This is a genomic window from Rhodococcus sp. TAF43 (genome assembly GCF_052113525.1).
Classification (GTDB): domain Bacteria; phylum Actinomycetota; class Actinomycetes; order Mycobacteriales; family Mycobacteriaceae; genus Prescottella.
Genome location: NZ_JBFRDL010000010.1, coordinates 84,571 through 110,779, shown reverse-complemented (window position 1 = coordinate 110,779; position 26,209 = coordinate 84,571). Strand labels below are relative to the sequence as shown.

General features: G+C 65.5%; 29 protein-coding genes and 4 pseudogenes. 12 read left to right on the top strand and 21 right to left on the bottom strand.

Features of this window, described 5'->3' with window-relative positions; translation table 11 throughout:
- Positions 1-1,074: 1,074 nt before the first annotated feature.
- From AB4Z09_RS09450 to AB4Z09_RS09420, 7 genes are all read right to left on the bottom strand, one after another.
- A complete protein-coding gene (locus tag AB4Z09_RS09450) occupies positions 1,075-1,428 on the bottom strand; it encodes a hypothetical protein (RefSeq protein WP_442239625.1) in 354 nt (117 codons plus the stop codon).
- A gap of 4 nt (positions 1,429-1,432) precedes the next feature.
- Complete coding sequence (locus AB4Z09_RS09445) at positions 1,433-1,771, bottom strand: hypothetical protein (protein WP_217487166.1); 339 nt, start codon at positions 1,769-1,771, stop codon at positions 1,433-1,435.
- A gap of 11 nt (positions 1,772-1,782) precedes the next feature.
- Positions 1,783-2,109, bottom strand: coding sequence for a PadR family transcriptional regulator (locus AB4Z09_RS09440; protein WP_442239624.1), 327 nt, complete (start codon positions 2,107-2,109; stop codon positions 1,783-1,785).
- Positions 2,110-2,773: 664 nt separating this feature from the next.
- Positions 2,774-3,256 (bottom strand): hypothetical protein, encoded by a 483-nt coding sequence (locus AB4Z09_RS09435; RefSeq protein ID WP_442239623.1) that lies wholly within the window; start codon positions 3,254-3,256, stop codon positions 2,774-2,776.
- The gene (locus AB4Z09_RS09430; RefSeq protein WP_442239622.1) at positions 3,253-3,471 is read right to left on the bottom strand and encodes a helix-turn-helix transcriptional regulator; all 219 of its coding nucleotides are present in this window, start codon (positions 3,469-3,471) and stop codon (positions 3,253-3,255) included. Before AB4Z09_RS09430 ends, AB4Z09_RS09435 begins: the two co-directional genes overlap by 4 nt.
- Before the next feature lie 345 nt (positions 3,472-3,816).
- Complete coding sequence (locus AB4Z09_RS09425) at positions 3,817-4,743, bottom strand: COX15/CtaA family protein (RefSeq protein ID WP_442239628.1); 927 nt, start codon at positions 4,741-4,743, stop codon at positions 3,817-3,819.
- Positions 4,744-5,398: 655 nt separating this feature from the next.
- Positions 5,399-5,512 (bottom strand): helix-turn-helix domain-containing protein, encoded by a 114-nt coding sequence (locus AB4Z09_RS09420; protein ID WP_254622992.1) that lies wholly within the window; start codon positions 5,510-5,512, stop codon positions 5,399-5,401.
- A 224-nt stretch (positions 5,513-5,736) separates the two neighbouring features.
- On the opposite strand from AB4Z09_RS09420, the gene metA reads away from it, so the two are divergent.
- Positions 5,737-6,651 carry a homoserine O-acetyltransferase MetA gene (metA, locus tag AB4Z09_RS09415; RefSeq protein WP_174910353.1) on the top strand — a complete coding sequence of 305 codons (915 nt, stop codon included), beginning with the start codon at positions 5,737-5,739 and terminating at the stop codon, positions 6,649-6,651.
- A 173-nt stretch (positions 6,652-6,824) separates the two neighbouring features.
- Here metA and AB4Z09_RS09410 read toward each other — a convergent pair.
- A pseudogene (locus AB4Z09_RS09410) lies at positions 6,825-7,052 on the bottom strand (recombinase family protein); the annotation flags it as partial.
- A gap of 121 nt (positions 7,053-7,173) precedes the next feature.
- Here AB4Z09_RS09410 and AB4Z09_RS09405 point away from each other — a divergent pair.
- Positions 7,174-7,992: a hypothetical protein gene (locus AB4Z09_RS09405; RefSeq protein ID WP_174910351.1), complete on the top strand. Its 819-nt coding sequence runs from the start codon at positions 7,174-7,176 to the stop codon at positions 7,990-7,992.
- Here AB4Z09_RS09405 and AB4Z09_RS09400 read toward each other — a convergent pair.
- Together AB4Z09_RS09400 and AB4Z09_RS09395 are read right to left on the bottom strand one after the other, a co-directional pair.
- Entirely contained in the window at positions 7,989-8,735 is a 747-nt protein-coding gene (locus AB4Z09_RS09400) for a Rid family hydrolase (protein WP_114722427.1), read from the bottom strand. The genes AB4Z09_RS09405 and AB4Z09_RS09400 overlap by 4 nt on opposite strands.
- Before the next feature lie 9 nt (positions 8,736-8,744).
- Positions 8,745-9,473: a methyltransferase domain-containing protein gene (locus AB4Z09_RS09395; RefSeq protein WP_397484722.1), complete on the bottom strand. Its 729-nt coding sequence runs from the start codon at positions 9,471-9,473 to the stop codon at positions 8,745-8,747.
- Between the two features lie 567 nt (positions 9,474-10,040).
- Here AB4Z09_RS09395 and AB4Z09_RS09390 point away from each other — a divergent pair.
- Together AB4Z09_RS09390 and AB4Z09_RS09385 are read left to right on the top strand one after the other, a co-directional pair.
- On the top strand, positions 10,041-10,403 hold the full coding sequence (locus AB4Z09_RS09390) for a Hin recombinase (protein ID WP_174910349.1): 363 nt from the start codon (positions 10,041-10,043) through the stop codon (positions 10,401-10,403).
- Positions 10,404-10,505: 102 nt separating this feature from the next.
- Positions 10,506-11,567, top strand: coding sequence for a hypothetical protein (locus AB4Z09_RS09385; protein ID WP_442239621.1), 1,062 nt, complete (start codon positions 10,506-10,508; stop codon positions 11,565-11,567).
- 386 nt (positions 11,568-11,953) lie between these two features.
- On the opposite strand, the pseudogene AB4Z09_RS09380 reads toward AB4Z09_RS09385, so the two are convergent.
- Positions 11,954-13,062: pseudogene (locus AB4Z09_RS09380) on the bottom strand (site-specific integrase).
- A gap of 403 nt (positions 13,063-13,465) precedes the next feature.
- Between AB4Z09_RS09380 and AB4Z09_RS09375 the strand changes: the two are divergent.
- A pseudogene (locus tag AB4Z09_RS09375) lies at positions 13,466-14,191 on the top strand (lipase family protein); the annotation flags it as partial.
- 154 nt (positions 14,192-14,345) lie between these two features.
- On the opposite strand, the gene AB4Z09_RS09370 reads toward AB4Z09_RS09375, so the two are convergent.
- Positions 14,346-14,723: a hypothetical protein gene (locus AB4Z09_RS09370; RefSeq protein ID WP_254622504.1), complete on the bottom strand. Its 378-nt coding sequence runs from the start codon at positions 14,721-14,723 to the stop codon at positions 14,346-14,348.
- 582 nt (positions 14,724-15,305) lie between these two features.
- Between AB4Z09_RS09370 and AB4Z09_RS09365 the strand changes: the two genes are divergently transcribed.
- The 3 genes and pseudogenes from AB4Z09_RS09365 to AB4Z09_RS09355 all read left to right on the top strand — a co-directional run.
- On the top strand, positions 15,306-15,605 hold the full coding sequence (locus AB4Z09_RS09365; protein ID WP_174910344.1) for a hypothetical protein: 300 nt from the start codon (positions 15,306-15,308) through the stop codon (positions 15,603-15,605).
- Positions 15,602-15,862 (top strand): hypothetical protein, encoded by a 261-nt coding sequence (locus AB4Z09_RS09360; protein ID WP_114722419.1) that lies wholly within the window; start codon positions 15,602-15,604, stop codon positions 15,860-15,862. Before AB4Z09_RS09365 ends, AB4Z09_RS09360 begins: the two co-directional genes overlap by 4 nt.
- A pseudogene (locus tag AB4Z09_RS09355) lies at positions 15,856-16,311 on the top strand (metal-dependent hydrolase); the annotation flags it as partial. The gene AB4Z09_RS09360 and the pseudogene AB4Z09_RS09355, both read left to right, overlap by 7 nt.
- A gap of 38 nt (positions 16,312-16,349) precedes the next feature.
- On the opposite strand, the gene AB4Z09_RS09350 reads toward AB4Z09_RS09355, so the two are convergent.
- The 5 genes from AB4Z09_RS09350 to AB4Z09_RS09330 all read right to left on the bottom strand — a co-directional run bounded on the left by AB4Z09_RS09350 (position 16,350) and on the right by AB4Z09_RS09330 (position 19,351).
- Positions 16,350-16,637, bottom strand: coding sequence for a hypothetical protein (locus AB4Z09_RS09350; protein WP_254623061.1), 288 nt, complete (start codon positions 16,635-16,637; stop codon positions 16,350-16,352).
- Positions 16,638-16,711: 74 nt separating this feature from the next.
- Entirely contained in the window at positions 16,712-17,104 is a 393-nt protein-coding gene (locus AB4Z09_RS09345) for a hypothetical protein (RefSeq protein WP_442239620.1), read from the bottom strand.
- A gap of 414 nt (positions 17,105-17,518) precedes the next feature.
- Positions 17,519-17,833, bottom strand: a complete 315-nt coding sequence (locus AB4Z09_RS09340) for a hypothetical protein (protein ID WP_114722416.1) — start codon at positions 17,831-17,833, stop codon at positions 17,519-17,521.
- Positions 17,834-18,084: 251 nt separating this feature from the next.
- Complete coding sequence (locus AB4Z09_RS09335; protein WP_174910338.1) at positions 18,085-18,969, bottom strand: hypothetical protein; 885 nt, start codon at positions 18,967-18,969, stop codon at positions 18,085-18,087.
- Between the two features lie 118 nt (positions 18,970-19,087).
- Positions 19,088-19,351: a hypothetical protein gene (locus AB4Z09_RS09330; protein WP_114722414.1), complete on the bottom strand. Its 264-nt coding sequence runs from the start codon at positions 19,349-19,351 to the stop codon at positions 19,088-19,090.
- A 287-nt stretch (positions 19,352-19,638) separates the two neighbouring features.
- Between AB4Z09_RS09330 and AB4Z09_RS09325 the strand changes: the two genes are divergently transcribed.
- The gene (locus tag AB4Z09_RS09325; protein WP_174910336.1) at positions 19,639-19,851 is read left to right on the top strand and encodes a hypothetical protein; all 213 of its coding nucleotides are present in this window, start codon (positions 19,639-19,641) and stop codon (positions 19,849-19,851) included.
- A 212-nt stretch (positions 19,852-20,063) separates the two neighbouring features.
- On the opposite strand, the gene AB4Z09_RS09320 is transcribed toward AB4Z09_RS09325, so the two are convergent.
- The 4 genes from AB4Z09_RS09320 to AB4Z09_RS09305 form a co-directional block, all read right to left on the bottom strand.
- Positions 20,064-20,483, bottom strand: a complete 420-nt coding sequence (locus AB4Z09_RS09320) for a DUF2628 domain-containing protein (protein WP_174910334.1) — start codon at positions 20,481-20,483, stop codon at positions 20,064-20,066.
- A 667-nt stretch (positions 20,484-21,150) separates the two neighbouring features.
- Positions 21,151-21,480 carry a hypothetical protein gene (locus AB4Z09_RS09315; RefSeq protein ID WP_174910330.1) on the bottom strand — a complete coding sequence of 110 codons (330 nt, stop codon included), beginning with the start codon at positions 21,478-21,480 and terminating at the stop codon, positions 21,151-21,153.
- A complete protein-coding gene (locus tag AB4Z09_RS09310; protein ID WP_442239619.1) occupies positions 21,477-21,863 on the bottom strand; it encodes a hypothetical protein in 387 nt (128 codons plus the stop codon). The genes AB4Z09_RS09315 and AB4Z09_RS09310 overlap by 4 nt, the downstream gene beginning before the upstream one ends.
- A 300-nt stretch (positions 21,864-22,163) precedes the next feature.
- Complete coding sequence (locus tag AB4Z09_RS09305; RefSeq protein WP_442239618.1) at positions 22,164-22,499, bottom strand: hypothetical protein; 336 nt, start codon at positions 22,497-22,499, stop codon at positions 22,164-22,166.
- A 433-nt stretch (positions 22,500-22,932) separates the two neighbouring features.
- Between AB4Z09_RS09305 and AB4Z09_RS09300 the strand changes: the two genes are divergently transcribed.
- The 3 genes from AB4Z09_RS09300 (at position 22,933) to mihF (ending at position 25,563) form a co-directional block, all read left to right on the top strand.
- Positions 22,933-24,159 carry a lipase family protein gene (locus tag AB4Z09_RS09300; RefSeq protein ID WP_442239617.1) on the top strand — a complete coding sequence of 409 codons (1,227 nt, stop codon included), beginning with the start codon at positions 22,933-22,935 and terminating at the stop codon, positions 24,157-24,159.
- A gap of 89 nt (positions 24,160-24,248) precedes the next feature.
- Positions 24,249-25,169 (top strand): alpha/beta hydrolase, encoded by a 921-nt coding sequence (locus tag AB4Z09_RS09295; protein WP_442239627.1) that lies wholly within the window; start codon positions 24,249-24,251, stop codon positions 25,167-25,169.
- Positions 25,170-25,251: 82 nt separating this feature from the next.
- Positions 25,252-25,563: an integration host factor, actinobacterial type gene (gene mihF / locus AB4Z09_RS09290; RefSeq protein WP_174910322.1), complete on the top strand. Its 312-nt coding sequence runs from the start codon at positions 25,252-25,254 to the stop codon at positions 25,561-25,563.
- Positions 25,564-26,209: the final 646 nt, after the last annotated feature.

Sequence of the window (26,209 nt, the reverse complement as noted above, 5' to 3'; positions counted from 1 at the left end):
CAACGGCGGCACTCGCAGCTCGATTATGTGTCGCCGATCGAGTACGAACTATGCTTCGAGAACCCGTCCATCCCCGCCTGATCTTCACACTGCCGGGGGTAACGAACCTTGGGGCAGGTCAACGAGTCAACCGAAGTGGGGGCAGTCCCATACACCCCTACGAACTCCTCGGCGGCCCTTGAACCCCACACGTGACCTGCCGTCCGCCTAGGTCCACCCACAAGAAGGCCCCACACCCGAAACCTGGGGGTGAGGGCGGTGCGCCGCGTCGATCAGGTTCGCTCGGCGCGATCCCGCCTGAACACCAGTGCCGACACCGCAGCAAGTGACACCAAGCACGATCAACATCAGTGCCGCCCAGTCCACAACCACCTCCGAATACGACGACGATCCACCGGTCATTCCCGTCGTGCACCGCGCCACCGGCAAAAACACCACGCGACGAGCCTCGAAATACGCCCCCGGAACGAACGACGGCTCGCTGCCCCCGCATAACATCCCCGGCGACGACACCGCAAAGGCCAACGCACACAACGCAGCCCCCACCAACACACCAACACCCGCCCGACCCCAACGCACACACCCACACTACGGGCCCCTCCCACACCGGGACGATTCGTCCGCCCAGCTCAAGACAGCAAACAGCCCCCACCCCCGGTCCTGTTGCAGGGACCGATCTGTACCGAGCGAACACGATTCACGACGTACTCGACATATCAACGACGACGTCGGTCGGATCCGGCAGCCAGCACAGAGACTGCCGGCGGAACATTGTTCGCCCGGCGCTTGTTACGGTGACGGTCGGGAGTGGACGAGGGGAACGCATGCAGCAACCGACTTGGCGGGGAATGACTTTCACGGAGATCATCCGAACCTGGATCCGCTAGATCGTCGGATGCGCAAAGCGCTCGCACTGCTCGGCATCGCCGTCTATATCGGTGCGTTCTTCCTCAACACCCCCATCGAATGGCGAGGAGCGGGACGCCGGAGAGTGGATCGGGTGAGCCTGCCAGGTGCCCGGCGGGGCCGTTGCAGTCGCTGCGTGGGCGGCGCGGGCCAGTCACTCATCGGTTCCTATACCTCGGCAGACCGATGCTCTTGTGCCTGCTGGACGGCGGCACGCAGGTGGGCGCGGCGCCGAAGGAAGTAGGCAACTGCCGCGCCCAGGATGACCAGGCCGGGACCAGAGTGCACGGCGAGGACGCCCAGCAGGTGTGGGCCGCCCCAGTCCTGCGCATAGCTCTCAGGATCGGAGTAGTCGATGATGAAGAACTCAGCGATTCCGCGAGCAATCAGGTAAATCGCCAGGAGTCCACCGACAAGCATCGCGGCCGCTCTGAGGACCCAGCGCCGGCACCTCGGCGAGACCACACACACCACTGAGCAGACCACAAGCGCGAGAAGGACGCAGATGACGGCGATGAGCACGAGCTCAGTCCTTCCCAATCGGCTTGCGGTGACGGCGATAGGCGAGGACCAGCAGCCCGGCCCAGGGAGCGAGGGTGGCCGACAGCGCCAGCGCTCGGCGCGGTGTAGTGGGGGCCCACAGGATGTTGTCCGTCAGTCCGGCCTGCCGCGCGAGGTGGGTGACACTGGCGGACATCACGATCGCCACGATGACCAGCACCAGTGTCAAGCGTGCCCGCACCTGCTGGGTGGCGGCGTGGGTGACCACGTCGATCAGGGCGCGCAGGGTGAGGTCGGTGTCGTCGAGGAGTGCGCGGAACTCTTCGCCGTAGCGCTCGCGCCACGGCTTCGGGTGCAGTGCCACGAGCAGATCCCTCATGCCCATCCCAGCCGCCTCCCTCCGGTGCTCACTACGCGCGACCAACTCTCCAGGTGCGCCGCCAGCGCCTCCCGCCCGGCCGGGGTGATCTCGTACGGGCGCCGGCGATCTTCGCTGGGCAGTGCGACGATCAGCCCGCGGTCGACGAGCTTGCTCAACGAGCCGTACAGCGTGCCCGGACCCAGTTGCATCCCGGTCTGCTCCTTCACGTCGGCAGTGATGGCGTAGCCGTGTTTTGGCCCATTGCTGAGTGCGAGCAGCACCAGAGCACCCGGTTCGCCGAACCGCGCCAGACCCTCCCGATTACGTCTTTGCTTCGTCATGCGATGCATCGTATGACGTAATAGAGCACCTGCGAAGGGCGCAACGGAGAATTGGCGGCGCCACCCCAGATCGGTGTTCTCAGAAATGAGTAGTTATGAGAGAAGATGACGGACCGTATCTCTATCTATGCAGTTAGGACATGAGCGTTAGGTTGCGAAAGACCCCGGCGACGCTCGCCGTGCTCGCTGAACTGTAGAGCGCCGTAGGTCCGATATGGGGATTGCAGCTAGTGCGCGGGACGGGACGAACTGCAGGAAGCGCGTATCCGATCCTCGCCCGCCTCGAGGAGGCGGGATGGGTGGAGTCCGAACAATCGCCAACTACCGTGACGACCTCGGAACCGAACTTTCGCCAAAGCAGTTGTCAGTGCGCAGGTCAGAAGCCTCCGAGATGACAACCAGTTTGGCGATTCAGACGTGCAGCCCATGCGGCTCCCCGCCGCCCCCGCCCGACCGGGCGCACTCTGCTTACTCGGCGGGCATTGCGACGTAACTGCCCGGCCCGTTGTCGAGAAGTCGACCACGAGTCTGCACCCTCTCGTCTCAGAGTGTGCATCCGTAGATCCGCACCCCATATGGCGGCGCGTCGGCCGCGGTGAATCCGGCGTAGCCCGCGGCCTGTTCGGCATCCCCATGACAACCCGGCCGGGCGTGACGTCCGGCTTCAGAAGTCCTCGTCGAGAAGGTCGCGTTCCGCTCTGCGCCGGCGCTTGCGCCGCACCGACCAGGCAGCCGCGACCAGACCGCCGGCGGCGCCGACCACGACACCGAACCAGGTGCCGATCTCGGTGGCGAGCAGCAGTTCCGAGACGACCCCGAGCGCGCCGATCAGGTACACGACAGCGGCGAGGAAAACCCTTGGACGCAACCAGTTCTCGGTCGCGCCAGGGTCGACGTAGTGCCGCCGGGCATACGTCATCGTGACAGCGGAACCGAACAGCCACGTGATCAGCAGGCCGAGCGCAATCCAGGCCCCGGTCCGTCCCGCCGCCCACGGCAGAACAGCAGAGGTGAGGAGCGCCACCCAGTAAAAGAACTGGAACCCGACCGCGGACGCCTCGTTCCACACGTCCCGTTGCCGCTCGTCGGCGTAGAAATCGTCGTCGAGATCACCGACGAATCTCAAGGCCTTGACCAACCTGCTCATTCCGACTCCTCGCGTAGGGGAAACAGCACCTCGACACTCGAGTCGAGCGCCCGCGCCAACCGCAGGGCCAGATACACACTGGGGGCGTAATCGCCCCGCTCGATGGACACGACACTCTGCCGACTGACTCCGACGAGGGCGGCCACCTGKGCTTGAGTGAAACCGGCAAGTCGCCTGTGCTCTCGTACCTGGTTCGCGCCAGCATGTCCACGCATGACGGCAAGTAAAGCCGCCTTGACACCACTAGTCAAGTTAACTTGTCTTTTCGGGATCGATGCCACCAGTATCCCCACCAGGATTGGCTTCGCCGACAAACCCGTCCCGAGTGCACATCACGGATGCGGATCGTCGCGGTGCGGGGATGGATGACCGCAGCCGTGCGTCGCGTAATCGGTCGACTCTGCGACACGGACGGTGAGACACTTTGCCGGCACCAGCCCGCCGTTCCTTCCGCGGTTGGCCGTTGACGCCGGTCCGGTGATAGTGGCATCTTCGGTCAGTTCCGCCCGCCCGGTTGGCCGTGACGACGCTGCGACAACTCTCTGATCAGTCTGTCTGCCTCATATCCGGCTGCTCTCCGCGACGAACGCATGGAATGCCGCGCGGCTGCCGCCTAGGCGAGGGTCGGTCGCGAACAGCACGCGCAGTGCGCCGGCCCAGATCAGTGCGGCACCGAGCATGTGCACGACCACGAGGGCCTCGGCAGCAACACCGACGGATTGGAGCACACCCACGAACCCCTGCGCGAGCAACAGTGCAATGAACACGCCGGCGCGGGCGGCGACCGAGTCGGCACCGGAACGGCGCGCGATCAGCAGCGATGAGACCGCGACAGCAAACGTGACCACCGCGGCCACCGCGTGAATGATCACCATGGTCGTCCAGTCGAACGGCATCCGATGTACATCCGATGAATCACCGGCATGGACGCCCGATCCGGTCACCGCTGTACCGATCACCACCAGCACTGCGGTCGCGGCGACCAACCACCGTGCCCGCACTGCCAGCGCCGGATCGGCGGTCGCAGTAGCGGTGGATCTGTCCAGCCGCCCGACCAGCTCGAACGTATACACAGCCGCCGTCAGCAAGAGCATTGCGGCAAGGAGGTGCGCCGCAACAACAAACGGGCTCAATCGGGCGAGCACCGTCACGCCGCCGACGAGCGCGTTGAGCACGATGATCCAGAACTGCAGCCACGCCGCCCGCAGTACCGCGCGATCAGGCTCCCGCTGACAGCGCGCAACGATGATCAACGCACCCACCGCGACGCACAGCACCACCGTCAGCAGCCGATTGCCGAACTCGATGGCACCGTGGATCCCCATCTCGGGCGTGGGCGCCAATCCTTCCCCGGTGCAGGACGGCCATGTCGGACAGCCCAAACCGGAGCCGGTCACGCGGACCACACCACCAGTGACGATGATCAACACACTCGTCACAACCGTCGCGGTCGCGGCGACCCGAAGACTCCCCCACCCGAACGACACGCGACGTGCAAGCCACGACAACGGCGTCACCACAACCCCCTCGTATTGCTGGCGATACCGGACCACCGTACCGAGCAGACCTCAGCCTGCTTCGCGGCCGCCACCACCGATGACATCGCGCGGATAGAGGCAAGCTGTACATCAGCCCGATCAAGAACTGCTCCGCCGGGCGGACATGCGTCGGCATTAGCCTGATCTCATGGGGTCGGGGAAGATGCGGGTAGCGGTGCGGTGCATCCCTTTCGCGATCCTTCTCGCCACCATCGCTGCGCTTGTCTACTTCAGCTGGGAGCCTCCGGCCGCTCCGAAGCCGGCCGAAATCACCTGGCGCTCCCCGCTGCCGAGTTGCGGTGATGCGGCGCCTCGCCCAAGAGCTGAGCCGCAGGAGCCACTCACCCCGTCGGTGATCGGCTGCCTGTCGGACGGTCGAGAACGCGACAGCGGCGAGTTCGCGTTCACCCTCTATACGACAGAGGGCGACCCCATCGTGTACCATCTGCGCACCGTGCCCGGAACGAATGACGTTGAAGTGCTGGTCGACTCGTCGCAGGACCAGTTCGGAGGTGGCCCGGCTGGCGCAGAATCTCCTGCACAATCGCCGAACTCTCGCCTGACCTGCTCCGCGACTGCATGGCGAGCTACTGAGTCCCGGCACTCACTGATCAGTGCTCCTTCGGCTCTTCTGCGGACCGAGGTACTGATACAGGGTGGTGCGTCCGACGCCGAGGATCTCGGCGACCTCAGTCTGGGACATGCCGTTCTCGCACATCCTGCGGGCCTGCTTGATCCGACTGTCGGTCATCTTCCGGGGGCGGCCGCCGACCTTGCCCCGGGCACGGGCCGCAGCGAGGCCGGCGTAGGCGCGTTCACGAATGAGGTCCCGCTCGATTATGTGGACAGATCGTCCTGCGACGTTGTTCTCGCGACGCGCCGCTGGAGCTATTGAAGCTCCGGTCCCTGTCGGCAACCGGAGGCGGACTAAGCTGCTGGGCGATGCCTGTCACTGTGCCGCGCGATCTTCCCGCCAGGGCCACCCTGGAGGCGGAGCGAATCTTTGTCATGTCCGACGAGCGGGCTGGACATCAGGATATTCGCCCTATCCGGATCGCCATCTTGAATCTGATGCCGATGAAGGTCAGCACCGAGACGCAGCTGCTGCGGTTGCTCAGCAATAATCCGCTGCAGATCGAGATCACCCTGCTGCACATGGCCAGCCATGTCTCGCGTACCACCTCTGCAGAGCATCTCGAATCGTTCTACTCAACTTTCGATGACGTGGCCCATATGCACTTCGACGGCCTCATCATCACCGGGGCGCCGATCGAGAAACTCGACTTCGAGGACGTCGACTACTGGCCGGAGATGACCAAGATCCTTGACTGGGCCCGCAGCGCCGTGCAGTCGACTCTGCACGTCTGCTGGGGTGCGCAGGCGGCCCTCTACCACCACTACGGTGTCCGCAAACACGAAGTCCCACAGAAAATCTCCGGTGTATTCTCCCATCGGATCACTGGCGCGCGGTCGCCGATCGTCACCGGGTTCGACGACGAGTTCCTAGCGCCGCACTCACGGCACACCGATGTCTACGCCGCCGACATCGAGGCCACCGGTGAGGTCGACGTGTTGGCGGTGAGCGAGGAGGCCGGGGTCTACTTGGCAGCCACCGCGGACGGCCGCCAGATCTTCGTGACCGGTCACCCGGAATATGATGCGGACACCTTGGCACGTGAATACCGCCGCGACAGCGAGCAAGGACTGCCGGTCCCAGCTCCGGCGCACTACTTCCCCGGCGACGATCCCACCGCCATCCCGCTCAACCGATGGCGCGGCCACGGGCACCTGCTGTACTCCAACTGGCTAAACTACTGCGTCTACCAGGAGACACCGTTCATTCCAGGCGAGGTCTGACCGGCTGAGCCAGTTCCCTCAACAATTCCGATATGCGCGTGGCTATCCGCCGGTGGCGTTCGGCTTCACGGTCCCAGCCTCGCCCTTGGGCGTCGGCGATGAGCTGGTGCTCGATCGCGAACAACCCACTTGCTTCCAGTCGAGGCAGATTGAGGAAGTGTCCAGATAACAACGAACCTGGCGAGCGCTCCGAAGATGGAGAAGATGAGCTTCCCGCCGGCAGTGGTGGTGTCGATCGCTGCGGTCAGCGATCAGAAGCCGACGCCCTTCTCCTCGAGGTTGGTGATCGTCTGCCGCAGGTGCGGCAGGTTCCGGCCCAGTCGGTCGAGTCGCCACACAACGAGAGTGTCGCCGAACCCTCCGAGGGCCCGTACTGCTGGAACTGTCGACCGAAACAGCAGCTGACGTGCTCGATCTGCGGCCGTCTAGGGCCGGCCGAGATCTCACGCCTCACCGGCGAGCCCTGGTGCGCGGCATGGCAGCAACGCTGGGCCCGCTGCGTGTGGATGCGACGAAGACCTGGTGCGCCTCGAACGCTGGATCACCGATACCGTCGACGATGTCGCCGATCCGGAAAACCGGAAGCCGGTGCGCCACTATGCAACCTGGCACCTCATGCGGCGACTACGCGCACGAAACCGCGGCAGCCCGGTGACCTACGGGCAGTTCACCGGCATTCGGCAACGTTTGCGCGGGGCGATCGCCATTCTCGACTGGCTCGCCGACCAACAGCTGAGCCTGGCCACCTGCACCCAAGCCGACATCGACCGATGGCTCACCGACTCGAACGCCCGCTACCGCACCGATGGCAGTGGATTCCTGCGCTGGGCCACCACAAACAAGCTGGTGAACACCTCGCTCGTCGGAGTCGGCCGCGGCTGGCAGGGACCGGCCGAACTCATCGCCGGCGAGGATCGATGGGCCACCGCCCGCCGCCTCCTGCACGACCAGACCCTCAAGCCCGAGGGCAGAGTGGCCGGACTGCTGGTCCTGCTCTACGCGCAACGCGCCTCGACGATCGCCGGACTGACCACCGACCACGTCACCACCGGAACGAACGGGGTCCGACTGCGCCTGGGATCCAGCCCCCGTCGAGCTGCCCGAACCACTGTCCACCCTCGTCAAGTCACTGGTCGACACCCGATCCGGGCACGCGGCCATCGGCGAACGCCGAAACTCACCGTGGCTGTTCACCGGCGGACCGATCAGCACCGCCCAAATGGGCAAACGGCTACGTTCATTCGGAATCCGACCCAACCCCGGCCCGCTCGGCCGCCCTGTTCGCCCTCGCCGCCGAGGTCGGCCGCCGCCCGCGACCGACTCGGTGACGGAACGTCTTAGCCTGGAACCTCTGCTTCGACTTCGATTTCCACTTTCCATCGCGGGTCGAGCAGCCCGGCGACGACGACCATTGTCGCCGCCGGACGCACGGCACCGAACAATTCGCCGTGCACGACACCGACCTGCTCGCTGGCGGCGAGGTCGGTGACGAACATGCGAGTGCGGAGTACATCGCTCAGTCCGACGCCGGCTTCGTTCAGCGCCCGACCGATGATCTCGAAGCAGCGGCGGGCCTGGGCACCGGCATCGTCCGGGCACGATCGGTCGGGCCACACGGGCCCGGTGCCGGACACCAGAACGCGCGACCCAGAGCGGATCGCGCGGGAGAAGCCGATCGTCTCCTCGAATGGTGAACCGGAGCTGATCCGTGTCCGCCGGTCACCCACAGGTTGAGAGTACGTTTCCGACCGCGAGGCGAGTTCGAGGTGTTCGAGGTGTTCGAGGTCGAGGAACGCGTCGATCATCACGGAATACACCCTGGCCACCACCTCAGGGGCAGCTCCTTGTGTGACTGCTTGGGCGTGTAGACGGTTCATCATCTCGGCGCGCCAATCGACTGCCAGTGCCTGCCCGGGACGAATCCTGTAGGGAGCAGCACGTCGGACGTGCCGTTGACGTTGGGCGAGTAGCGCAACGATCTGGTCGTCGAGCGCGTCGATATCGTGACGGATGTCCTCCAAAGACACTGTGGTCCTAACTCTCTCGATAATGACGGGGTGAATGCAGCGTCCTTCGGTCGCCATGTAGGTGAGTCACTGCCGGACTTCGGATGGGGTACGACGGCACACCAACATGTGGTGTCCACCGCTCTGGAACTCGTAGTCGACCTTGACGACTCGGCCTGCAATGCTTCGGGCCCTCAGGTCGGCGAGCAGATCGGCGAGTCGCGGATAGGGTTTCGACGATCCCACGGCCACCAGCGGGAAGATTCGTAGCTCGCCGCGGGTGACTCGCATAAGCTCAGTGATCGCGCTGACGTGGAAGGTGTGATCGAGTCCGTCGGAATAGCTGAACAGCAGGTGGGAGCTGAGCACCAGATCGAAGCTGGCATCTGCGAACGGCAACGAGGGCAGCCGCCCGGCGACGTAGTGGTGCGGGTGTTGGCGAATATGGGCAGCGAATTGCTGGGCGGCTTGTTGCCGGGCGCGCTGGTGTTCGTCGGGGTCAGCGAAGAACGTCCACTCGTACTGCTCCGGATGTGCGCGGACGTATCGGTTGCCGCGATCCGTCTCGGTCGCTGCAATGATGGCGAGGTCGTCGGCTCCGCGCCCGAAATAGGCCACGTCGCAAGCGGTCACATCGCCGCCGAGACCGCTCACCTGGCTGGTGAACCCGGCGGCACCGCCGGGGCAGTCCAGGATCCGCAGCGCAAGGTCGCCGTCGGTGAGGTTGAACATGGCTCGGTATTCGTCGAACGAGCGGGAACTGATCAGCATCTCGCCGATGCCGGTGGTGCGAACAGGATCGTCGTTGAAGGTCACAGGGTGGTCCTCTCGATACGAGGCCACCTCAGCGCATCAACCGGGATGAATGCCCGTCATACAGGCGAGGATCGTCGGCCGCACGAGAGGCGGCCGGAAAACACAGTTCAAGGCCGCTGGGAAAGCGGCCACCAGAGCTGCGCGAAGGTCATCACCGGCCAATTAGAGCACATTGATCACCGGTCATGGGGATGGGTCGGGACAGCAACGTGTCGTGATTACCCACTGCCACGTCGAACGGTTCGCAGCAGCGAGCTGCTAACCCGAGCGAATGTGAGTCGGGCATCGAAGATCGATTGTTCTTCGGCAAAATCGGCCGATAATCATTGCCCCGATGTCTCGACGAACCAGTACCGACCCCTATTCGACCTCACCAGTCCGGAACCCCAAGACCCGCTACCGGCCGCATCAGGCGCCGAGTACGCCGACTACCGAGGTGTGGTGACGTCGCGGCTCCAGGTCGCTGGCGCCTTGACATTGGATGGACCTCCGCCATGCGACAGCACATCGAGCAGATGCCAGCGCCTCGTCGTCAACGCTCACCAGACGGCCACCGCTGATCCGGCAGTGGCCACGCTCGAACATCCCGCCCCGCCGCGAAAAACATCGCGCGCCTGCCCGAGCTGCGGGCACGAGCCCGCTACCCGATTGGAAGCGGCTCACCAGCGCGCCGACCTGGCCGTTTCCTGGCTGTATCTCGACTCGGAGGTCCCCGGCGTGATCATCGCCCGACATCATTGCCGCAGTTGCCAACCCGAAGAACCCGCCGTCGACGTCGCCTGCACCGTCTGCGGCGACGGACCCATCCTCGTGGGAGAACTCGCCATCGGTGCCGCTACCAATAGCGCACCGCTCGAACCGGTCCAGCGTTGGCTGACCGAACAGGGGTGGCAAATGGAACCGACGCTGTTGTGCCCCGACCACGCCTGATCGGGCACATCCCGGCTGCCGGAAACGTCCGAGCAGTGCGCCCAGTCTCACGAGATGACCTAGGGATCTCTCCGCCACGACGGGAAGGTGCAAGGTAGTCAAATGAATCCAGTTGCGGAAATGATCCTGGCGGGGCCGCGGGGTCGACGTTTTTGCCTTGAAATTGCCAAGGATCTGGACTCGGACATTTCAACCGCCGTCTTCCAACTCTCGCACGGCGTCGAAGTAGTGAGCGGTTCATCCGGGGGCCGGTTGATCCCGACCACTGAGGGCGGCACCGATCCCTTCCCTGTTTCGTCACTGGAGCAGCTCTCGGCCGCCGTTGTGTCTGTCGATCTCGCCGACCTCGACACCGGCCGGATTCAGGCGGCCTTGGAGCGGTCGGTGGATTCCGCCAGGTATTGGCAGGAGCCCGACGGTGCAGACGTGGTCGCGGGCCACCCGATCATCGGGGCTGCCCTCTCACGCCTCGCGGAACACCTCGCGTCGTCGTCGATCATGGCGTGGTTCGCGGAGCCTCGCCGGACCGAGCAGTGGGCTATCGTTTGGCGATCGGCCAACGCCTGGGCACCACTGCCGAAGGATCCGCAACGAACCCTCAGGCAGTGGGCGGCCGACGTGCGCACGGAGGAAGAACAGGCCGCGCGTGAACGCCCGCGCGATCCCCATGCCGATTGGACCGGAACCTGGTGGTCAATCCCGCTCGGACTCATCAAGACTGTCGGCCGCTTTCCTGCTGAGCTGAGCCTCGTGGAAGACGGGTTCGGGTGGCAGCAAGCGACAGCGATACCGGTCCGCGGGAGAGGCCGGACTTTCGAGGTCCGCTCGGAAGAGGAATGGATGCTGCTGTGCCGTTCCTTTCCACTCGAGGTCACCGCGTCCCGACGGCATGACTGGTTCCGCGCCACGGGCCGCGACGGCCGGTGGGTTATCCCCGATTGGGAGCGTGTCGCAAGTGAGTGGGACGCCGTGCACCTCACTCCTTTGTGCTATCTCCGCAGTGCGACGCGGGCCCTTCAGGTCGATACCGAGACTGCCTCGGTCATCGCCGGCTGGGACCCCGGCAGCACCATCTGGCTAACCGCTGTCGCATGCGAAGGGGACGGACCGCGGCAGGATTGGCACCTCGACAGCAACAGCGACACTTGGATTTTGACGCCATAGAAGCATCCTGTCGCCATTCGCTGCAGGGGTGGTCGGCCAACCCAATACGGCCCTCGAGCACTCATGCCCCGTCAACAGTGATGGTGGCGTTTCGCGGAGACTCAGATATACCGGTGTTCGGAGGGTTTCAATACCTGACTGTCCCATTTTCGCGCAAGTGCGAGAACAGGCTGTCGAGTTCCGGGCGGCGGCTCGCCCGGAACACCTTCGAGGACATACCGCAACCCTGACTCAAGGTCTTGGCCAACCGCCTTTGATGCCGAGCTCACGCAGCCGCCAAACATCCCGGCGGTACTCGGTGTCCCAACTACTCGCCTGACGCGACGTTCGGCGTCGCTCGCGCACCGTCCTCGGTAGCTGTTCGGGTACCAGCGGGCTTTGTGTGCTCACAGTCGTACCTCTCGGCCGGTGAACCAGCCCGCCTCCTCCAGCGCCTTGCGGGCGTCCTCGGCGCTCAGGTGCCCGTAGACGGCGCCGGTGGTGGTGGTGATGTCGGCGTGGCCGTGCAGCTTGGAGACCATCTCGATCGGCACACCGTCACGCAGCATCCGGGTGGCCGCGGTGTGGCGGCACCAATGCGGATCGAAGTCGATCCCGGTACGTCGGCGCAGCCGTTTGACCAGTTCGCAGACGGCCATGTAGGTCAGCGGGTGGCCATGCGGTCGGCCCACAGGTTCACGAAGACGTAGTCGGAGTCCAGATCGCCGTACTCCGAGTGAAGGTAGTCGGCACAGAGCCAGACCAGCTCCGCGCTGACCGGCACCGTCCGCGGGCTGCGTGGCTTGGAGCGGGCACCGTTGTCGTTGACCCGGCGCTGGACCGTGATCTGGGACTCGGGTGCGGCGACGTCCTCATGCCGCAGGCCCAGCGCCTCCCCGATCCGCATCCTGGTGTCGAACAGCACGGCGAAAAGGAACCGGTCCCGCAGATGGTCACAGGCTTCGAGGATGGTCTGCACCTCGGCGACGGTGAGCACGCGAGGGAGCTTGCGCGCTGCGTGCTCAACGCGATGGCCCGCCGCGGCTGCGAATATCCCTTGCTGATGTGGTGCAAGAACGGCTTCCAGCCCGAGCCCCGGCCTCCGGCCGGCTGCCACGTCCTCAGCAGCTCCCCGAGATCGATGCCGTGGCGCGCGGCCTCCTGGTAGAACGCGCTGAGCGCGGAGAGCTTCCGACTGACCGTCGCCTCGGTGCAGTGGTGCTCCACCGACGGCAGAACGGGACTGTCCCGTCGCGCAGCCGCGGCGGGCGGCGCAGCCAGGCGACGAACTCGACGACGTTCTCAATCGCACCTCACGCCAATCCAGGCCGCGGGCACCGAGGAACACGAACCAGTCCTTCAAATCATGGGCATAGGCCTTGACCGTGTTCGGAGACCGCTCGATCTGGGTCAAGTACGCCAGATACCGCTCGATCGGAGCCACCAAGGCACCGTCATCGCCCAGCGTCCACGACGCCACGCCGTCGACCGGGGAGACCACCCGTTGAACAAACATCACAGGTACCTCGTCACGACCACGTCGGCTTGCAGGAAGGGCGTCTAATACGCAACGGTGAAGTGGCGCAACCCCGAATCAGGATTCTCGATCTCATCCATGGCGGCAATGGCGAGGTCTTCGGCCGATATCCGTGATTCTCCGTTGACGTCGATGAGGATTCGGTTTGTTCCTCGGCGGTAGGCGCCTGTGCGTCTGCCGGGCCCGAAGAGCGCAGGCGGGCTCAGGTAGGCCCAGTCCGCGGGATGGGTGGCGCAGGCGCTGAACTGGTCAACGCTGGCCTGCGCAATGGCTCGCCACTGTCGCGGGACGAAGCGCGCGGTCGTCGATGACGAGTTGGTCGGCGTCGGGGCTTTTCAGTGGGCCGGCACCACCGATCACGACGACGCGACGGCCGAAGTAGGCGAAGCTCGGGGGCCAGATCACCCTCGACGGTATCCGCGCAGCGCAGTGGTACGCCCCGCTGGGCCTCGCGGACAGCCCGGTTGGCATGGCTGGCTACTCGGGTGGAGGCATGGCCACAGCGATGGCCGCGGCGATCGCCCCGACGTATGCGCCGGACCTCGAGCTGACCGGCAGCGCCTACGGCGGTGTCCCGATGAACATCAGCGATATGGCCAAGGGGCTCGGAGAGTCGGCCCATCCGGCATTCGGGTTGGCGATGGCCGCCGCGCTCGGTCTCGAACGCGAGTACCCGAACCGGATGCCGCTCACGAGCCAGCTCAACGAGACCRGGTGGCAGCTGCGCGACCAGATCGCGAACGCCTGCACCAACGAGATCCTGCTGTACGGCGCAGGCCGAAGCCTGGGTGACGTCGCCGATCCCGCCATCGGTAGTGCCCTACTCGACAGCCCGACAGTGCAGGCGGTCCTCGCCGACAACAGCGTCGAGAAGGTTCCCTCAGTGCCGAATGCGCCCGTGTACGAATGGCATTCCCCCACCGACGTACTAATCCCGGTCGATGCGATCACCAACACGATGCGCCGCTACTGCGCCGCCGGAGTGACAGTGCAGTCCGAACTGGTCCCGAGCCCTGACCATCTCTCGGCGGCCGTGATCGGTCTTCCCGGCGCCCTGGGCTTCCTCGAAGCGCGTTTCGCGGGCGCCGAACCCATGTCGAACTGCTGATCCATCCCTTCGGCCAGCGCGGCCCGGCACCGGCACGGTGCCGGGCCGCGAACGGGCAGGGTCGGAGACGTTCACCGATCGCCAACGACTCTGGTGCGCATGGACTGCCCCGTCGCTGGCGAACAGGAAGACCTTCGCCGAGTGCACGGTCAGGTCAGGGGACGATCACGTCTGTCGTGACCGGGATGCTCGGGTGGTCGGTCCGCATGGTGAGCCGAACTCGTCCCGGGCCAGTATCGACATTCACGTACATCGGGTGGGTGCTCGTGTTGGCCGCGGGTACGTAGCGACTGACTGTGCCGCTCTGACCGGTGTCGAGGTTCTGCCAATCGATGATCGCAGTCACGTCGCAAGCCAGGGTCGTCGACGCCCATTCGCCCAGTGGTGAGAAGCCCTGCGAAATACGCAGTTCGACGGAGTGGACAGCACCCGGCGCGGAGGAGTACTCCCACAGTGGGCCGTCGAACGCATTGCCGGATGCACTCAGCATGCCAGCGCAGATGCCGTTTCCAAGTGTCCACACCGGCGCCATTCCGACATCTGTCATCGCGCACGTTCGGGGTCCTACGTTCGACCACCCTAGTTGGCAAGGATCGGCGGCGCTGGCCACGCCTGGCGCCGCAACTACCATGGCGGCGCCCATGAGCCCGGCCGCCGCGGCTGAAGCAATTCGATGTGAAGTTCTCATTGCCGCAGCATCGCACGATATGCCGTACTCATCACGGCGGAGGCGCGCAGGGTGGATGCAGCGGCGCACCTCCAATCGACGGCAAGTCGGCGTCGTGAACACCCCGGTGTCCCATACGGTTTCCGCGGTTGACCTGGACGATTCTCATCGCCACTGGTCGGGACGAACCAGGTTCGTAGCGTGACGGGCCAGCCCGACACCTCAGCAGGAGAACCTCACCATGATCGACCACGCTCCCTCGCCTCGAAGCGAGGTTTGGAACGTTGACCCGCCCGGAATCCGGTTCACCGGGCTCCGCTGGAACGCAACCGATGCCGGCCAAGTAGTCGCTGGTCCAGGTCTCGCGCGCATCGTCAGCGACGAGATGCGCGTGCGGAACGCGGCCACCGCGCGATCGGCAACTGACGCCGTGGCGGGGGTGCTCTGATGGCCGGGCCCGTGAAGAAGAAGTCGAAAGACGGGATCGTGTCCCGGATCGTGTTCTTCGTGGTCGTGATCGATGTCCTCCTCGGTGTGATCCAGTACCTGACCGGTGGGATCAAGTTCGGTGAGGACGGCTGGTTCAGCAACTATCGCGACAAGGTGAGCGGCATCGTCGAAGACGGCAGCGGTCAGGTCGCCGACAAGATCGAATCAGTAACCGACGGGGTCGGCGGGCAGATCGGGGACCAGGTCCCCGACAAGTACCGCCCCACGGAGACGCCCGAGACGGGTGGTGGACGGTGAAGATCATCAAGTACGCCGTCATCGGCATCGTCGTCCTCGGCGTGTTCCGCGGCTACGTGAACTGGGCCGACACCGAAGGCGTCGACTCCTCGAATGTCATCAGGGTGTTCGAGACGTCGGTCAACACCATCGCCGACCTCACCTACCGATGGATCCCCGTGGTCATCAACACGGTTACGGGCGGCGGAAGCACCGACGGCGGACAAACACCCGCGGCCGATGCCGCAGCCCTGTTCGGAGGTGGTTCTGCATGGTGATGGGGCCAACGCACGCGATGTCAGGAGCTGCCGTCGGGTTTGCGGCCGCCGCGATCATGCCAACCGATTGGGGTGGACCGACGTCGCTCGCGGAGACACTCGCATGGGCCGGAGTGTGTGCCGGCGCAGCACTGCTCCCGGATCTCGACCATCCACAGTCGACGGTCGCGCGGTCATTCGGTGTGGCCTCCCAGATCGCATCGGAGGGCATCAATGCTGGCTCGTCGGCGTTCTACGGGTTGACCAGGACAGTGAAGGACGGTGCGCGCGACGGCGGCCATCGAACCCTCACGCACACACTCGGGTTCGCGATCCTTCTCGGCGTCGGTGTCTCCGCGCTGGTGGCCGCGTTCGGGAGGCCCGCGATCATCGGGACGCTGTTCTTCACGCTCGGGCTCGCGATCCGCGGGTTGGCCGGGAGCCACCGGATGGAGGCTCCCCTTCTTGCTAGGCGGCGTACCAGCAGCCGACGGTTGCGAAAGTTGGTTCAACACAACAGCAGAGCGAAAAGGGGAGCCTCGCTCGGGGCTGGTGCTCGGCCGGCCGACTCAGCGATGACCGATTCGACGATCTCCTGCACCGCATCGCCGTCGGGTCGTTCACCGTTCTCGGTCGCTTCGATGACGCGGTTTTCGATCTGGGTGAGCATCGTGACGTCGTCGACGCCGTTCTCGCGGGCTGCGCGCAGTGCCTTCTCGGCGACGTCGAGCTCGGTCGCGTCGACACCGGTCCGGGAGGCGACCTCGTGGTCGTCGATGGTGTTGATGGCGGTCACGGGTTTCCTCCTGGATGGCCGATGGTTGGGCGCACGGTATCCAGGAGGTCCTCCGGTAACGCTGCGACGCGTGCTTAGTGCGTGTACCGCCGCCTGAGTGCGCCGCGGGGAACGTAGGGCTTCGTTTCAGCGAAGCTGGTGATGACCGCGGTCAGCCAGGCGGCCACAGCGTCTGGTCCTGTCTCGACTCCCCAACCCTTGTCTTCGGGGGTCACGACCGCACAGCTGCACACCATCCCTTCCTCGAACTCGTCAGGGACGAATCCGTAGATGGTGCCGAATGGGTCGTATGACGTTTCGGCGTACATGAGGTGACCGGGTGTCGGGACCTGGATGATTCCGTCGGCGATCGCTCGCTCGAAGAGCTCAAACTCGACGGATTCACGCCATGGATCGATGCCGAACTCGTCAGCCCACAACCACTCGGTGTCGCGACTGTACGGAGCATGCGCCAGGTCGCCCGTCATCCAGCCTCGCGCCCAGTCTTCGACGCCGTCAGTCAGCGCGAACGTCCACGTTGGGCGCGAGTGGTACTGCCGCCGCGTGACGTCCCAGCGGTGCCGTCGATGAGCCTCGTACACCGCCGCGTGCGACTCAACGTCGGTTACTACAGCGACTGGTTCTGCGGCGACTGGTTCTGCCGCGCGTTGAGCAGCGCGTCGACGCCAGTATCGCAATCCGATTGCTACCAGCCGAATACACAGCCACAGGATCACCATCAAGACCAACAGCGATGCCATCGGCGCCACTCCCTCCCCTGGACCCGTCCACGTCCTCCACGGGCTGACGGGCCCGCCTGGGAATTGTCTCCCACACGCCATCTCCGCTCGCCCAGCCGCTGGCGTGGGCAGCTTGGGACTACCCCTGGCGCCCGGGCCGGGCTACGACGCCGCACGTTCCTGGCTGTGGACCCGGTACCCCGCCGACTCGAACTCACCTGCGACGGTGGGTCGAGCTCCCGGCGCGGCAGTGGAGTTGATGAGGGCGACCCAGTCGCCGTCATCGTCCAGGACGAGGCTGCCGTCCTCGTGGGCCGCCCACACGTCCACGAGGATCCCGAAGGGCGTGACTATCGCCGCACCGTACTCGTGCGCCTTTCCGTCGTCCCCGACGATCGGCGGATCGAGCCGGTACAGCCCCGTATCCGACGCGGTATCGACGACGACGGCGGTCGAGGTCAGCGTTGCGATACCCATGGTGGCCTCCTGGGGCGTTTCAGATGAGGTGAGTTCCCCGTCGTGAATGCATCCAACACTACGGACCGAATCGCATGAATGTTTCAGTGCTAGAACGTGTTACAACTTGCCTGACGCTGCGGATGGACTGATTCGCGGCGCCGTGGTGCGCTCCCCTTCCTGCCTGCAGGATTGTGGACAGCAGCGACGGCGACGAATGGGCACCCAGCAGCGGCCGCCAGCACCTCCCGAATGGCGTCACCTACGCGGTACTACGCAACGGTGTAGTGGGCCGCGCGGACCGGCTGCGGGTTGTCCCCGTATGCGCGGGAGAGCATCTCGTGCCGCCACGACGTGTCCGCCGGGATGTACACACCATCAGCGCGGGCCTGGTGCGCCGGGATCCCGAGACTGTCGACGAGCCGCTGCCGCTCGACGGGCGGAATGGTGCCGTCCCTGCCTCGCCGCGCCTTCGGCACGGTGATCCGCATGCCGCCGTCGCGATCCCGCAGCACCGAGTAGTGGTTGCGAGTCCGAGCGACCAGCGCCGCTCGGAGCCGGTACTGCACGTCCGCGGTGTCGTTCAGGTCCGTGGTGCGGTCAGAGTTCGCGTCGCCCATCCCCGCCCGCTCGAACGTCGTCGGCCACGCCACCCAGTTGCCCTCAGCATCCCGCGGCGGCTTCACCGATGGGGTGCTGATCGGATCCCCACTCCGCGCCTTCTCGAACAGCCCCTGCACGTGGTCACCCTGCCGCTGATTCCGGAGCTTCTGGATCCGCGAGTAGTTCATCCGCTCGAGCGGCACCTTCGATAGGTCGATCGCCGCGTCGGAGGTTCGCTCGCGACGGCGATCGGACAGCGAGACACCCGGCCGGAGCCCGGTATCGCCGGTGTAGGTGACGCCGTACGCGGTGGCCATCGTCTGGAGCGACGATGCGATGTGATCGCACCGGCCGGTACGTGCGTATGTGCTGCAGGTGCAGCGCATCCCGTTGCCGCCCGCTTCCTTGAGCGGCGACGCGACGTCGATACCGGACTCGTCGCGCCAGATCGTTGCCTGACCGGTCACCGTCGCGTCGGGGTAGCGGAAGCTCAGCGACGGGGACGCGATCTTGCCGCCCTCGATGACGGCGCGGACATCCTGAGCGGGTGGCACATTCGCGATTCCCCGGTGCCCGCGAGTCGGTATTCGCGCTGCGTCATCAGGTTCGAGCGGGCCGTCGCGAACCGGGAGGTTCGAGCCCTGCTGCGCGGGCGGCGCGCGCTTCCGCACGCTACATCGCCTGCGTGGCCAGGTCGTTCATCCCTTCGTCGACCGCTTCCGACCCGGGGACGGGGCACCTGTGCGATGAGGTCATCGACGCCCAGCGGCCGCAGGTTGGGCACTGCTGCTGAACCTGCGCGTCGGAGGCGTCAGCATCGTTCTCCCAGTGGTACTCGTCGTTCGTTTCCCCATGCCCGCGGCGCATGACGGTCCGGGAGATCGCGCCTCCGATTTCGGGGCTGGCGAGGATCTGCTCGGCTTCGGTCTTCGACACGGGGTCATCGCTTCGATGCGGGGTTCGAGCCGCTGTTGGCCACGGACCGGTCCCGTGACCGCGACTGGCACGCCTTCCATCGCGCGTTCGGATTCGCCACGCCGATCTTGTCCGGTCGCAGGCTCATCGAGTCGCTGTGATCGGTCGACGTCCAGATCGCGTATTCGACGACCCGCCCCGAGCAGTTCGCCCGCGCCACGTGGAATGGGCTCGACCGCCACCACCGTCCTCTAGGGCCGATCCAGTTCCGGCAATTCATCAAGGACGGGTCGCGCCCCGCTGATCAGGTGAAGGTTCGGCACTGGCGGGGTTGGCATGACACCTACGACCTCGACCACCGGCTCGTCGCGTGGTTCGACGACAGCCAGGCGGCCAGCAATCTGCTGCGCGCGAATGGTTGTCCGGCGTGGAACCCGAAGGAGCCCCTCAAGCGGGTTCGTGCAGCCGATGGCACCCCGGAGGCCGTCGCATCGGTGCTCGAGGAGGGTTCGATCAATTAGGCGGTCCTCGAGGAACGGGAGCTGACCGCGCGGGGCCCGTGGTTAGAGCAGGAAGACCTCTGGCAGGCGAAACGGAAGGTGTGGTTCCAGGAGCACCAGGCGCGGATGCGTGAACGCAATCGCTGGCACCGCTGAACCGAGCCGCGAGCACGGAAGTGGCCCCAGCCCCAATTTCCTGCAGCTGGGAATTGGGGCCGCCCACCGCGCAGGAGCTACAGCCCCCAGGTGTGTCGACCGAGAACTCGGAATTCGTAGTAGAGGGTGTTGGCGCGGGTGGCGATGTACCCGCACAGGCCGAAGGTCAACCCCACGTCTAACGGGTTGGGGAGGTCGAGCAGCAGGCTCACTGCGCCGAGGGCGACTCCCACGACGAACAGGGTCACGGCCTTGCGCCACATCCCCAGGTGCATCATGTAGAACACGCCGAAGAAGAACGCGAACCCATTGAATGTCAAGATATTTCGCTGCCGGTACGACAACGCCTTGAGCGCCTCTCGATATGCGCGATTCGGCTTGAGCAGCCCCTGCCACCCGTGCTCGTGGAAGAACTGGAACCGCAGCCGCCACTTGTCGTCCAGGTCGGTCAGATCACCGAGCTCCACGACTTCCGGATTGACGCCAGACATCGACATCCCCACCCCTTGATTGATTCTCCCCGACAGCGTTCAACTGCCGGCTCATCGTTCCCCAGCCAGCCACCGATAGCCAATCCAGCACCACGCACGGGTCCCTGGGATCCGCAGTTCGATCGCAGCCGACGACGATGCGGCCAACTGTGCCGTTCCACATCCACGCAACACTGCCGAGCCGTGGTCCGACCGAATCGAGCTGATGACGTCCGCGGCATAGCCTTTCACAGCGTCCTCGAACCGATTGAACGTGACCAGCAAGCCTTCGGATCCGCGCTCGTCGCCGGAACATCACCGCGTAGCCCTGGGCGGTCTTGCGAACACCCCGATAGCCGCGGAAATACCCGCCAGCGCTCCTCAGGGATTCGGTGACCACGTACCCGTCACCGGAGAACACAGCATCGGTCCACTGTTCCCCCAATAATGCAGGCAACACCACACGCAAGTGCTCGACCACCTCGGTGAACTCCGCAACCTCCGCATCGGTCAGCGCTCCTTCACCTAACCAGTTGTTTTCCTCTGCTACGGCATGCGGGCGCCTCATAGTGTCCTCTCCCGTGATGTGTGAAACCCGACCGTACTTCGTGGTGCCGGCAGTCGCGGCTGGTGGACGACGACGTAGGTCATGTCGGCGGTAGATCTGCCTGGGGTCGTGACGGGACCCAGTGGGCTACCGCGACAGTCGGGCGTCGTCGATCAGCGTGGTTCGAACGAACCACACGACGCGTTCGGTCACATCGAAGTCGTAGGTTCCGCCGACCTGCAGTCGGTCGGTGACGGTCCGGTTCGGTGATCGCAGTCCACCGCAGGACGTTTTGACCAGCGTGTCCCGTCGCACCCCTGGGGGTTCGTTGATGGCGTCGATCGTGCACCCGGTGCGGGTCGCAGGCTCCTCGGTCGCGGTGGTGCTGAGGGCAGCACCACCGCCGAGAGCGGTCACGGCGATGACCATCGTGGTGAAGAACTGATGCCGGCCGATCCACTGCGCCACGGTCCTCACTTCGGAAGCACCTCCTGCCACTGCTGTTGCCGGTGTTCGAGGGTCGACTGTGGCGTGGACCGGGTGATGATCCGGGTGGTCGAGCCGTTGACGGTGTTGATGAGCAGGTCGAAGTCGTACACGCCGCCGATGGTCAGACTGTCGATGATCGCGCCCTTCTGCGGGGTCGACAGAGTGCCGCAGGTCGTGCCGATCTTCGCCGATTCCTTACCGCGGACCCAACCGGGTTTCCGGATCGAGAGCACTTCGCAGCCTTCGACGTGCCCGGTGCTGGAGCTCCGGTCGGTGGTGAGCACGAGACCGGCGATCAACAGCGGCGCCGGCACAGCGATCATGGCGGCCGCGCAGATCATCGCGATCCGTGAGCCCCCGGCACTCCACATGCCGTGACTTTCGGGCAACTCCCCCACCTGCACTTCCAGATTCTTGACCCCTGGGCACGTCCTCGACCCCGGAGCGCACTCCCCGAGACCAATCGTAGCCGCCAGAATCCGGCAGACCGGACACCTGTGGTGACCTGCGACCGTGCTCGATTGCTGCCGCTGATGGGCCGTCGCGGAGCTGAATTGCTCAGTATGAGAACCGCTTTCCGCGGTTTCGTGTGCCGCGGCTTCGGATCGGGTTCGGCGAACTGACCGCATGCGACGGCCAGCATCAGGGGCGCGCCGACTTCGCGAGGAACGTCACTCGCGCCAGGTGCAGGGGCAGAGGAAGTCGTCGCACGGGTCGCCGACCTCGCTGCCGTACCGGGCCAGGCCCTGGACAGGAGCGAGCACCTCTGCGGCCGCGTGGCCCTCGAGTAGCGGCGCCTCGTCCGCCATGCGGATCCCCCACCCTGTCGGCTCGTCATCGAAGTCGAATCGGCGCCTATCGGCTATGAACAGTGTCCAGAGCGGATGATCCGGGCAGCAGTTGAACCGGAGATCCCACCACCGCCCGTCGACGAACGGCGCGTAGGGAAAGAAGGTGTGCCCGGTCCTGCGCCACTGGGGACGCGCCCCCAACACTTCTGCCGACATCAGTGGACTCCTCCCCTACCGATCGCCGGTCAGGGCGATTCCGATGCAGGCGTCGAGTGTCTCACTCCGGAGCCGGGAGTTTGGATCGCTCCGGCTGTGTGGGAGCTCACTGTCGGGCGAGTTCGTCGGCTTGCCAACGCAGTAGGCGGCGCCGTACGTGCATTGGGTCGGCGAGACCGCCCCTACATATCGGCGTGGAGAACCCCGGCGTTACTGTGGCGCGGCGGCGCAGCCCGACCTCAGGGCAAGCATCCAATATCGGCCTGTCGCAGCCGGTTCCGAGGTTGATAGCCTCGGTCGGAGGTTGATGCAGACCGTGTGGTCTGACTCGGCCACCGCGCTGCGTGTGCAGGTGGACCCTCCCAGCCATTCGTGATGCACCCGTGTCGGGGCGCGGTGCAGCGCGTGCTGGGCCAACGATGAAAGACGAGGAATGCTCCCCCAATCCACGCCCTCCCGTGCCCGACGAATCGGTGTTGCTGCAGCGGCTGCGGCCGCGGTCGCCCTGACGGTCACCCCGCAGGCGGCTGCAAGCCCGGTCGTCTACCCCGCCGCCCTCGCTGACAGCTTCTACAGCAGCCCCGGTGACCTCGAGTCCCGCCATCCGGGTGACGTGCTCGACTCCCGCGTGGTGCCTGCTCCGGCCGGGTTCATCGACACGACCGCGGTGCAGCTGAAGTTCCGGTCGACGAACTCGCAGGGCGACCCCATCACCGCGGTGACCACCGTGCTGTCGCCGCGCGACTCCGCCCCCGGGCGTCCGTTGTTGTCGTTCCAGCACATCGTGAATGCGCTCGGGCTCGAGTGTGCGCCGTCGCAGGCGCTCTACACCTCGGATCCGAACCTGATGATCCGGGAAGCACCGGGCTTGAATGTGGCGCTGCAGAAGGGGTGGTCGGTGGCGATCCCCGACCATCTGGGTCCGACGAGCGCGTACGGCGCCGCCCGCCTCGGTGGCCAGATCACGCTCGACGGGATCCGCGCCGCCCAGAACCACACCGCGCTCGAGCTGAAGGGAAGCCCGGTCGGGATGGCCGGCTACTCCGGCGGCGGGATGGCGACTGCGATGGCCGCGGCGCTCGCCGGGGCGTACGCGCCCGAGTTGAAGCTCGCGGGCAGCGCCTACGGTGGTGCACCGCTGAACATCGGCAAGATGGCCACTGCGCTCGGCGAGAATCCTCATCCGGCGTTCGGGCTCGCGATGGCCGCCGCGCTCGGCCTCGAGCGCGAGTACCCCAACGCGATGCCGGTCACCAGCCAGCTCAACGAGGCGGGGCTCGAGCTGCGGGACCGGATCGTGAACGCCTGCACGAACGACATCATCGCCTCCGGCGCCGGCAAGAGCGTGCGCGAGTTATCCAGCAGCGCGGAACTGCTCGGATCTGCACCCGTGCAGGCGGTCCTCGACCACAACAGTGTCGAACACACCGCATCGGTGCCGAACGCCCCCGTCTTCGAATGGCACGCCGGACAGGACGCACTGATCCCGGTCGACTCGATCACCACCACCATGCGCCGCTACTGCGACGCCGGGGTGCCGGTCCAATCCAAGACGGTGTGGAGCCCAGACCACCTGTCCGCGGCGGTCCTCGGTCTCCCCGACGCCGTGCAGTTCCTCGAAGACCGCTTCGCGGGCACACCGACCACCACCACCTGCTGACCAGATCCTCGGGAGAAACCATGAGCGTGAAGAACATTCGAACTAGATGGCGACCAGCAGCGCTGACTGTCAGCGCAGCAGCCGTCGCGATGGCTTCCCTGCTGGGCGTCTCCGTTCCCGCCGCAACAGCAGTACCCGTCGCCCACCGGGCACCCGCGGGCGGCTACGAAGAGGTCTTCGTGAACTCGAGCATGGGCCCGATCAAGGTGCAGATCCAGTGGGCCGCACGCGGCGGCAACGCAGCCCTGTACCTGCTCGACGGCCTCCGCGCTCGCAACGACCGCAACGGCTGGTCCTTCGAGACCAACGCGCTCGACCAGTTCCGCAACGACAACCTCACCCTGGTGATGCCGGTCGGCGGCGAGTCGAGCTTCTACTCGGACTGGTACGCGCCCAGCAACTTCAACGGCCAGCAGATCACCTACAAGTGGGAGACGTTCCTGACGCGGGAACTGCCCGACTATCTCGCGACCCGAGGCGTGTCGCGGACCAACAACGGCGTCCTTGGGCTGTCGATGGGCGGCTCGGCCGCGCTCACGCTGGCCGGATGGCACCGCGACCAGTTCAAGTTCGCCGGATCGCTCTCGGGATACCTGCACATCTCCGCGCCTGGCATGCGTTCGGCGATCCGCGTCGCGATGCTCGACGCCGGCCGCTACAACGTCGACTCGATGTGGGGACCTCCGTGGAGCCCGGAGTGGATGCGCAACGACCCGTTCGTGTCCGCGGAGCAACTGCGGGGACTGTCGCTGTACATCTCCGCGGCCAGCGGCCTACCGGGCGTGTACGACCATCCCGACACACCGATCTCATCTTTCAACACGGCGACCGCGATGGGCCTCGAGGCGATCTCGCTGATCAACACCCGCGCCTTCCAGGTCCGGTTGAACACCCTCGGCATCCCGGCCACCTACAACTTCCCCGCCAACGGCACCCACTCCTGGGCGTACTGGTCGGCCGAACTGTGGCAGGCCCGCGGCCAGATCCTGAACACCCTGGGCGCCTGGTGACGGCACTCGTTCCTGTCAGAGGTGCGTACTACCGTCGCACACGACGCTGACCAGGCGAGACATTCCCACGAAGGACGGATACATGGCACTGCCCACCCTCACCCCCGAACAGCGCGCCCTGGCGCTCGAGAAGGCCGTCGCCTCCCGCCGCGCACGAGCCGCGCTGCGCGAGGAACTCAAGACCGGCAAGGCAACCTTCGCTGAGGTCCTCGGCCGCGCTGGCACCGACGAGACCGTAAGCCGCGCCAAGGTCTTCTACATCCTCGAATCGCTGCCGAAGATCGGGAAGGCCACCGCCCTCGAGATCATCACCGACCTCGGCATCTCCGAGACCCGCCGGATGGGTGGCCTGGGTGCGAACCAGCGCGCCGGACTCCTCGAACGGCTCAGCTGACCCGACAGCCTGAAGGGGGCCTGCGAGCAAAATTGCTCGCAGGCCCTTCGTGCATCACGATCGGACCTCTCACGAGACGAGCCCTCCGGAAGGTACTGCACCGCACCGGATTCGGTCCGAACAGCTACAACTCCTCGCTCGTGCCCCTGACGTGCACCCGCCAGTTCGGCCGTCAGCTCTGCAGACGGCAAGGCTGCACTGTTCGACGCCACGCGCCCCGATCCGGAAACGTTGCACGACATCGCAATCCGCCCGTCAGATAAGAACTTCATCGCACCGAGTGCCGGTCTCGCCTCCCGCGCCAGCCAAAAAGATACCCAGTATCCGATTTCGCGGATTCCTGTGACGGTGAGTTACGAGATCGGATAGCGTACGCGATGTCGACCAGAATGTGATCTACGGCACGTGCAGATGTGACCAGTCCTTGCTACACGCCCCACTTCGTGGAGGAAATGCAATGAAAAGCAGGTCATCACGCTCAGTTTTGCGGGCAGGTGCGGCTGTCGCCCTTGCTGCCGCGGTGACATTCGCCAGCGGTGGGATAGCGTCGGCCGGAACAGGTTCCACGGGGACGGGAGGTACTGGGCCGTCATTGACGCCCCTAACCTTCGACGGCTGGTCGTCCTGTCCAACCGCAGATCCCGAC

Excerpts from the sequence above, each read along its gene's own strand:
- mihF (WP_174910322.1), top strand. The coding sequence starts at position 25,252 with ATGGCACTGCCCACCCTCACCCCCGAACAGCGCGCCCTGGCGCTCGAG.
- AB4Z09_RS09420 (WP_254622992.1), bottom strand. The coding sequence starts at position 5,512 with ATGTGCGAGAACGGCATGTCCCAGACTGAGGTCGCCGAGATCCTCGGC.
- AB4Z09_RS09365 (WP_174910344.1), top strand. The coding sequence starts at position 15,306 with ATGGCCGGGCCCGTGAAGAAGAAGTCGAAAGACGGGATCGTGTCCCGG.
- AB4Z09_RS09345 (WP_442239620.1), bottom strand. The coding sequence starts at position 17,104 with ATGACGGGCGACCTGGCGCATGCTCCGTACAGTCGCGACACCGAGTGG.
- AB4Z09_RS09305 (WP_442239618.1), bottom strand. The coding sequence starts at position 22,499 with ATGTCGGCAGAAGTGTTGGGGGCGCGTCCCCAGTGGCGCAGGACCGGG.
- AB4Z09_RS09440 (WP_442239624.1), bottom strand. The coding sequence starts at position 2,109 with ATGACGAAGCAAAGACGTAATCGGGAGGGTCTGGCGCGGTTCGGCGAA.
- AB4Z09_RS09385 (WP_442239621.1), top strand. The coding sequence starts at position 10,506 with ATGAATCCAGTTGCGGAAATGATCCTGGCGGGGCCGCGGGGTCGACGT.
- AB4Z09_RS09400 (WP_114722427.1), bottom strand. The coding sequence starts at position 8,735 with ATGGCGACCGAAGGACGCTGCATTCACCCCGTCATTATCGAGAGAGTT.
- metA (WP_174910353.1), top strand. The coding sequence starts at position 5,737 with ATGCCTGTCACTGTGCCGCGCGATCTTCCCGCCAGGGCCACCCTGGAG.
- AB4Z09_RS09435 (WP_442239623.1), bottom strand. The coding sequence starts at position 3,256 with ATGAGCAGGTTGGTCAAGGCCTTGAGATTCGTCGGTGATCTCGACGAC.
- AB4Z09_RS09295 (WP_442239627.1), top strand. The coding sequence starts at position 24,249 with ATGGCTTCCCTGCTGGGCGTCTCCGTTCCCGCCGCAACAGCAGTACCC.
- AB4Z09_RS09370 (WP_254622504.1), bottom strand. The coding sequence starts at position 14,723 with ATGGCGCCGGTGTGGACACTTGGAAACGGCATCTGCGCTGGCATGCTG.
- AB4Z09_RS09310 (WP_442239619.1), bottom strand. The coding sequence starts at position 21,863 with ATGTGGAGTGCCGGGGGCTCACGGATCGCGATGATCTGCGCGGCCGCC.
- AB4Z09_RS09320 (WP_174910334.1), bottom strand. The coding sequence starts at position 20,483 with ATGTCGATGTCTGGCGTCAATCCGGAAGTCGTGGAGCTCGGTGATCTG.
- AB4Z09_RS09300 (WP_442239617.1), top strand. The coding sequence starts at position 22,933 with ATGCTCCCCCAATCCACGCCCTCCCGTGCCCGACGAATCGGTGTTGCT.
- AB4Z09_RS09340 (WP_114722416.1), bottom strand. The coding sequence starts at position 17,833 with ATGGGTATCGCAACGCTGACCTCGACCGCCGTCGTCGTCGATACCGCG.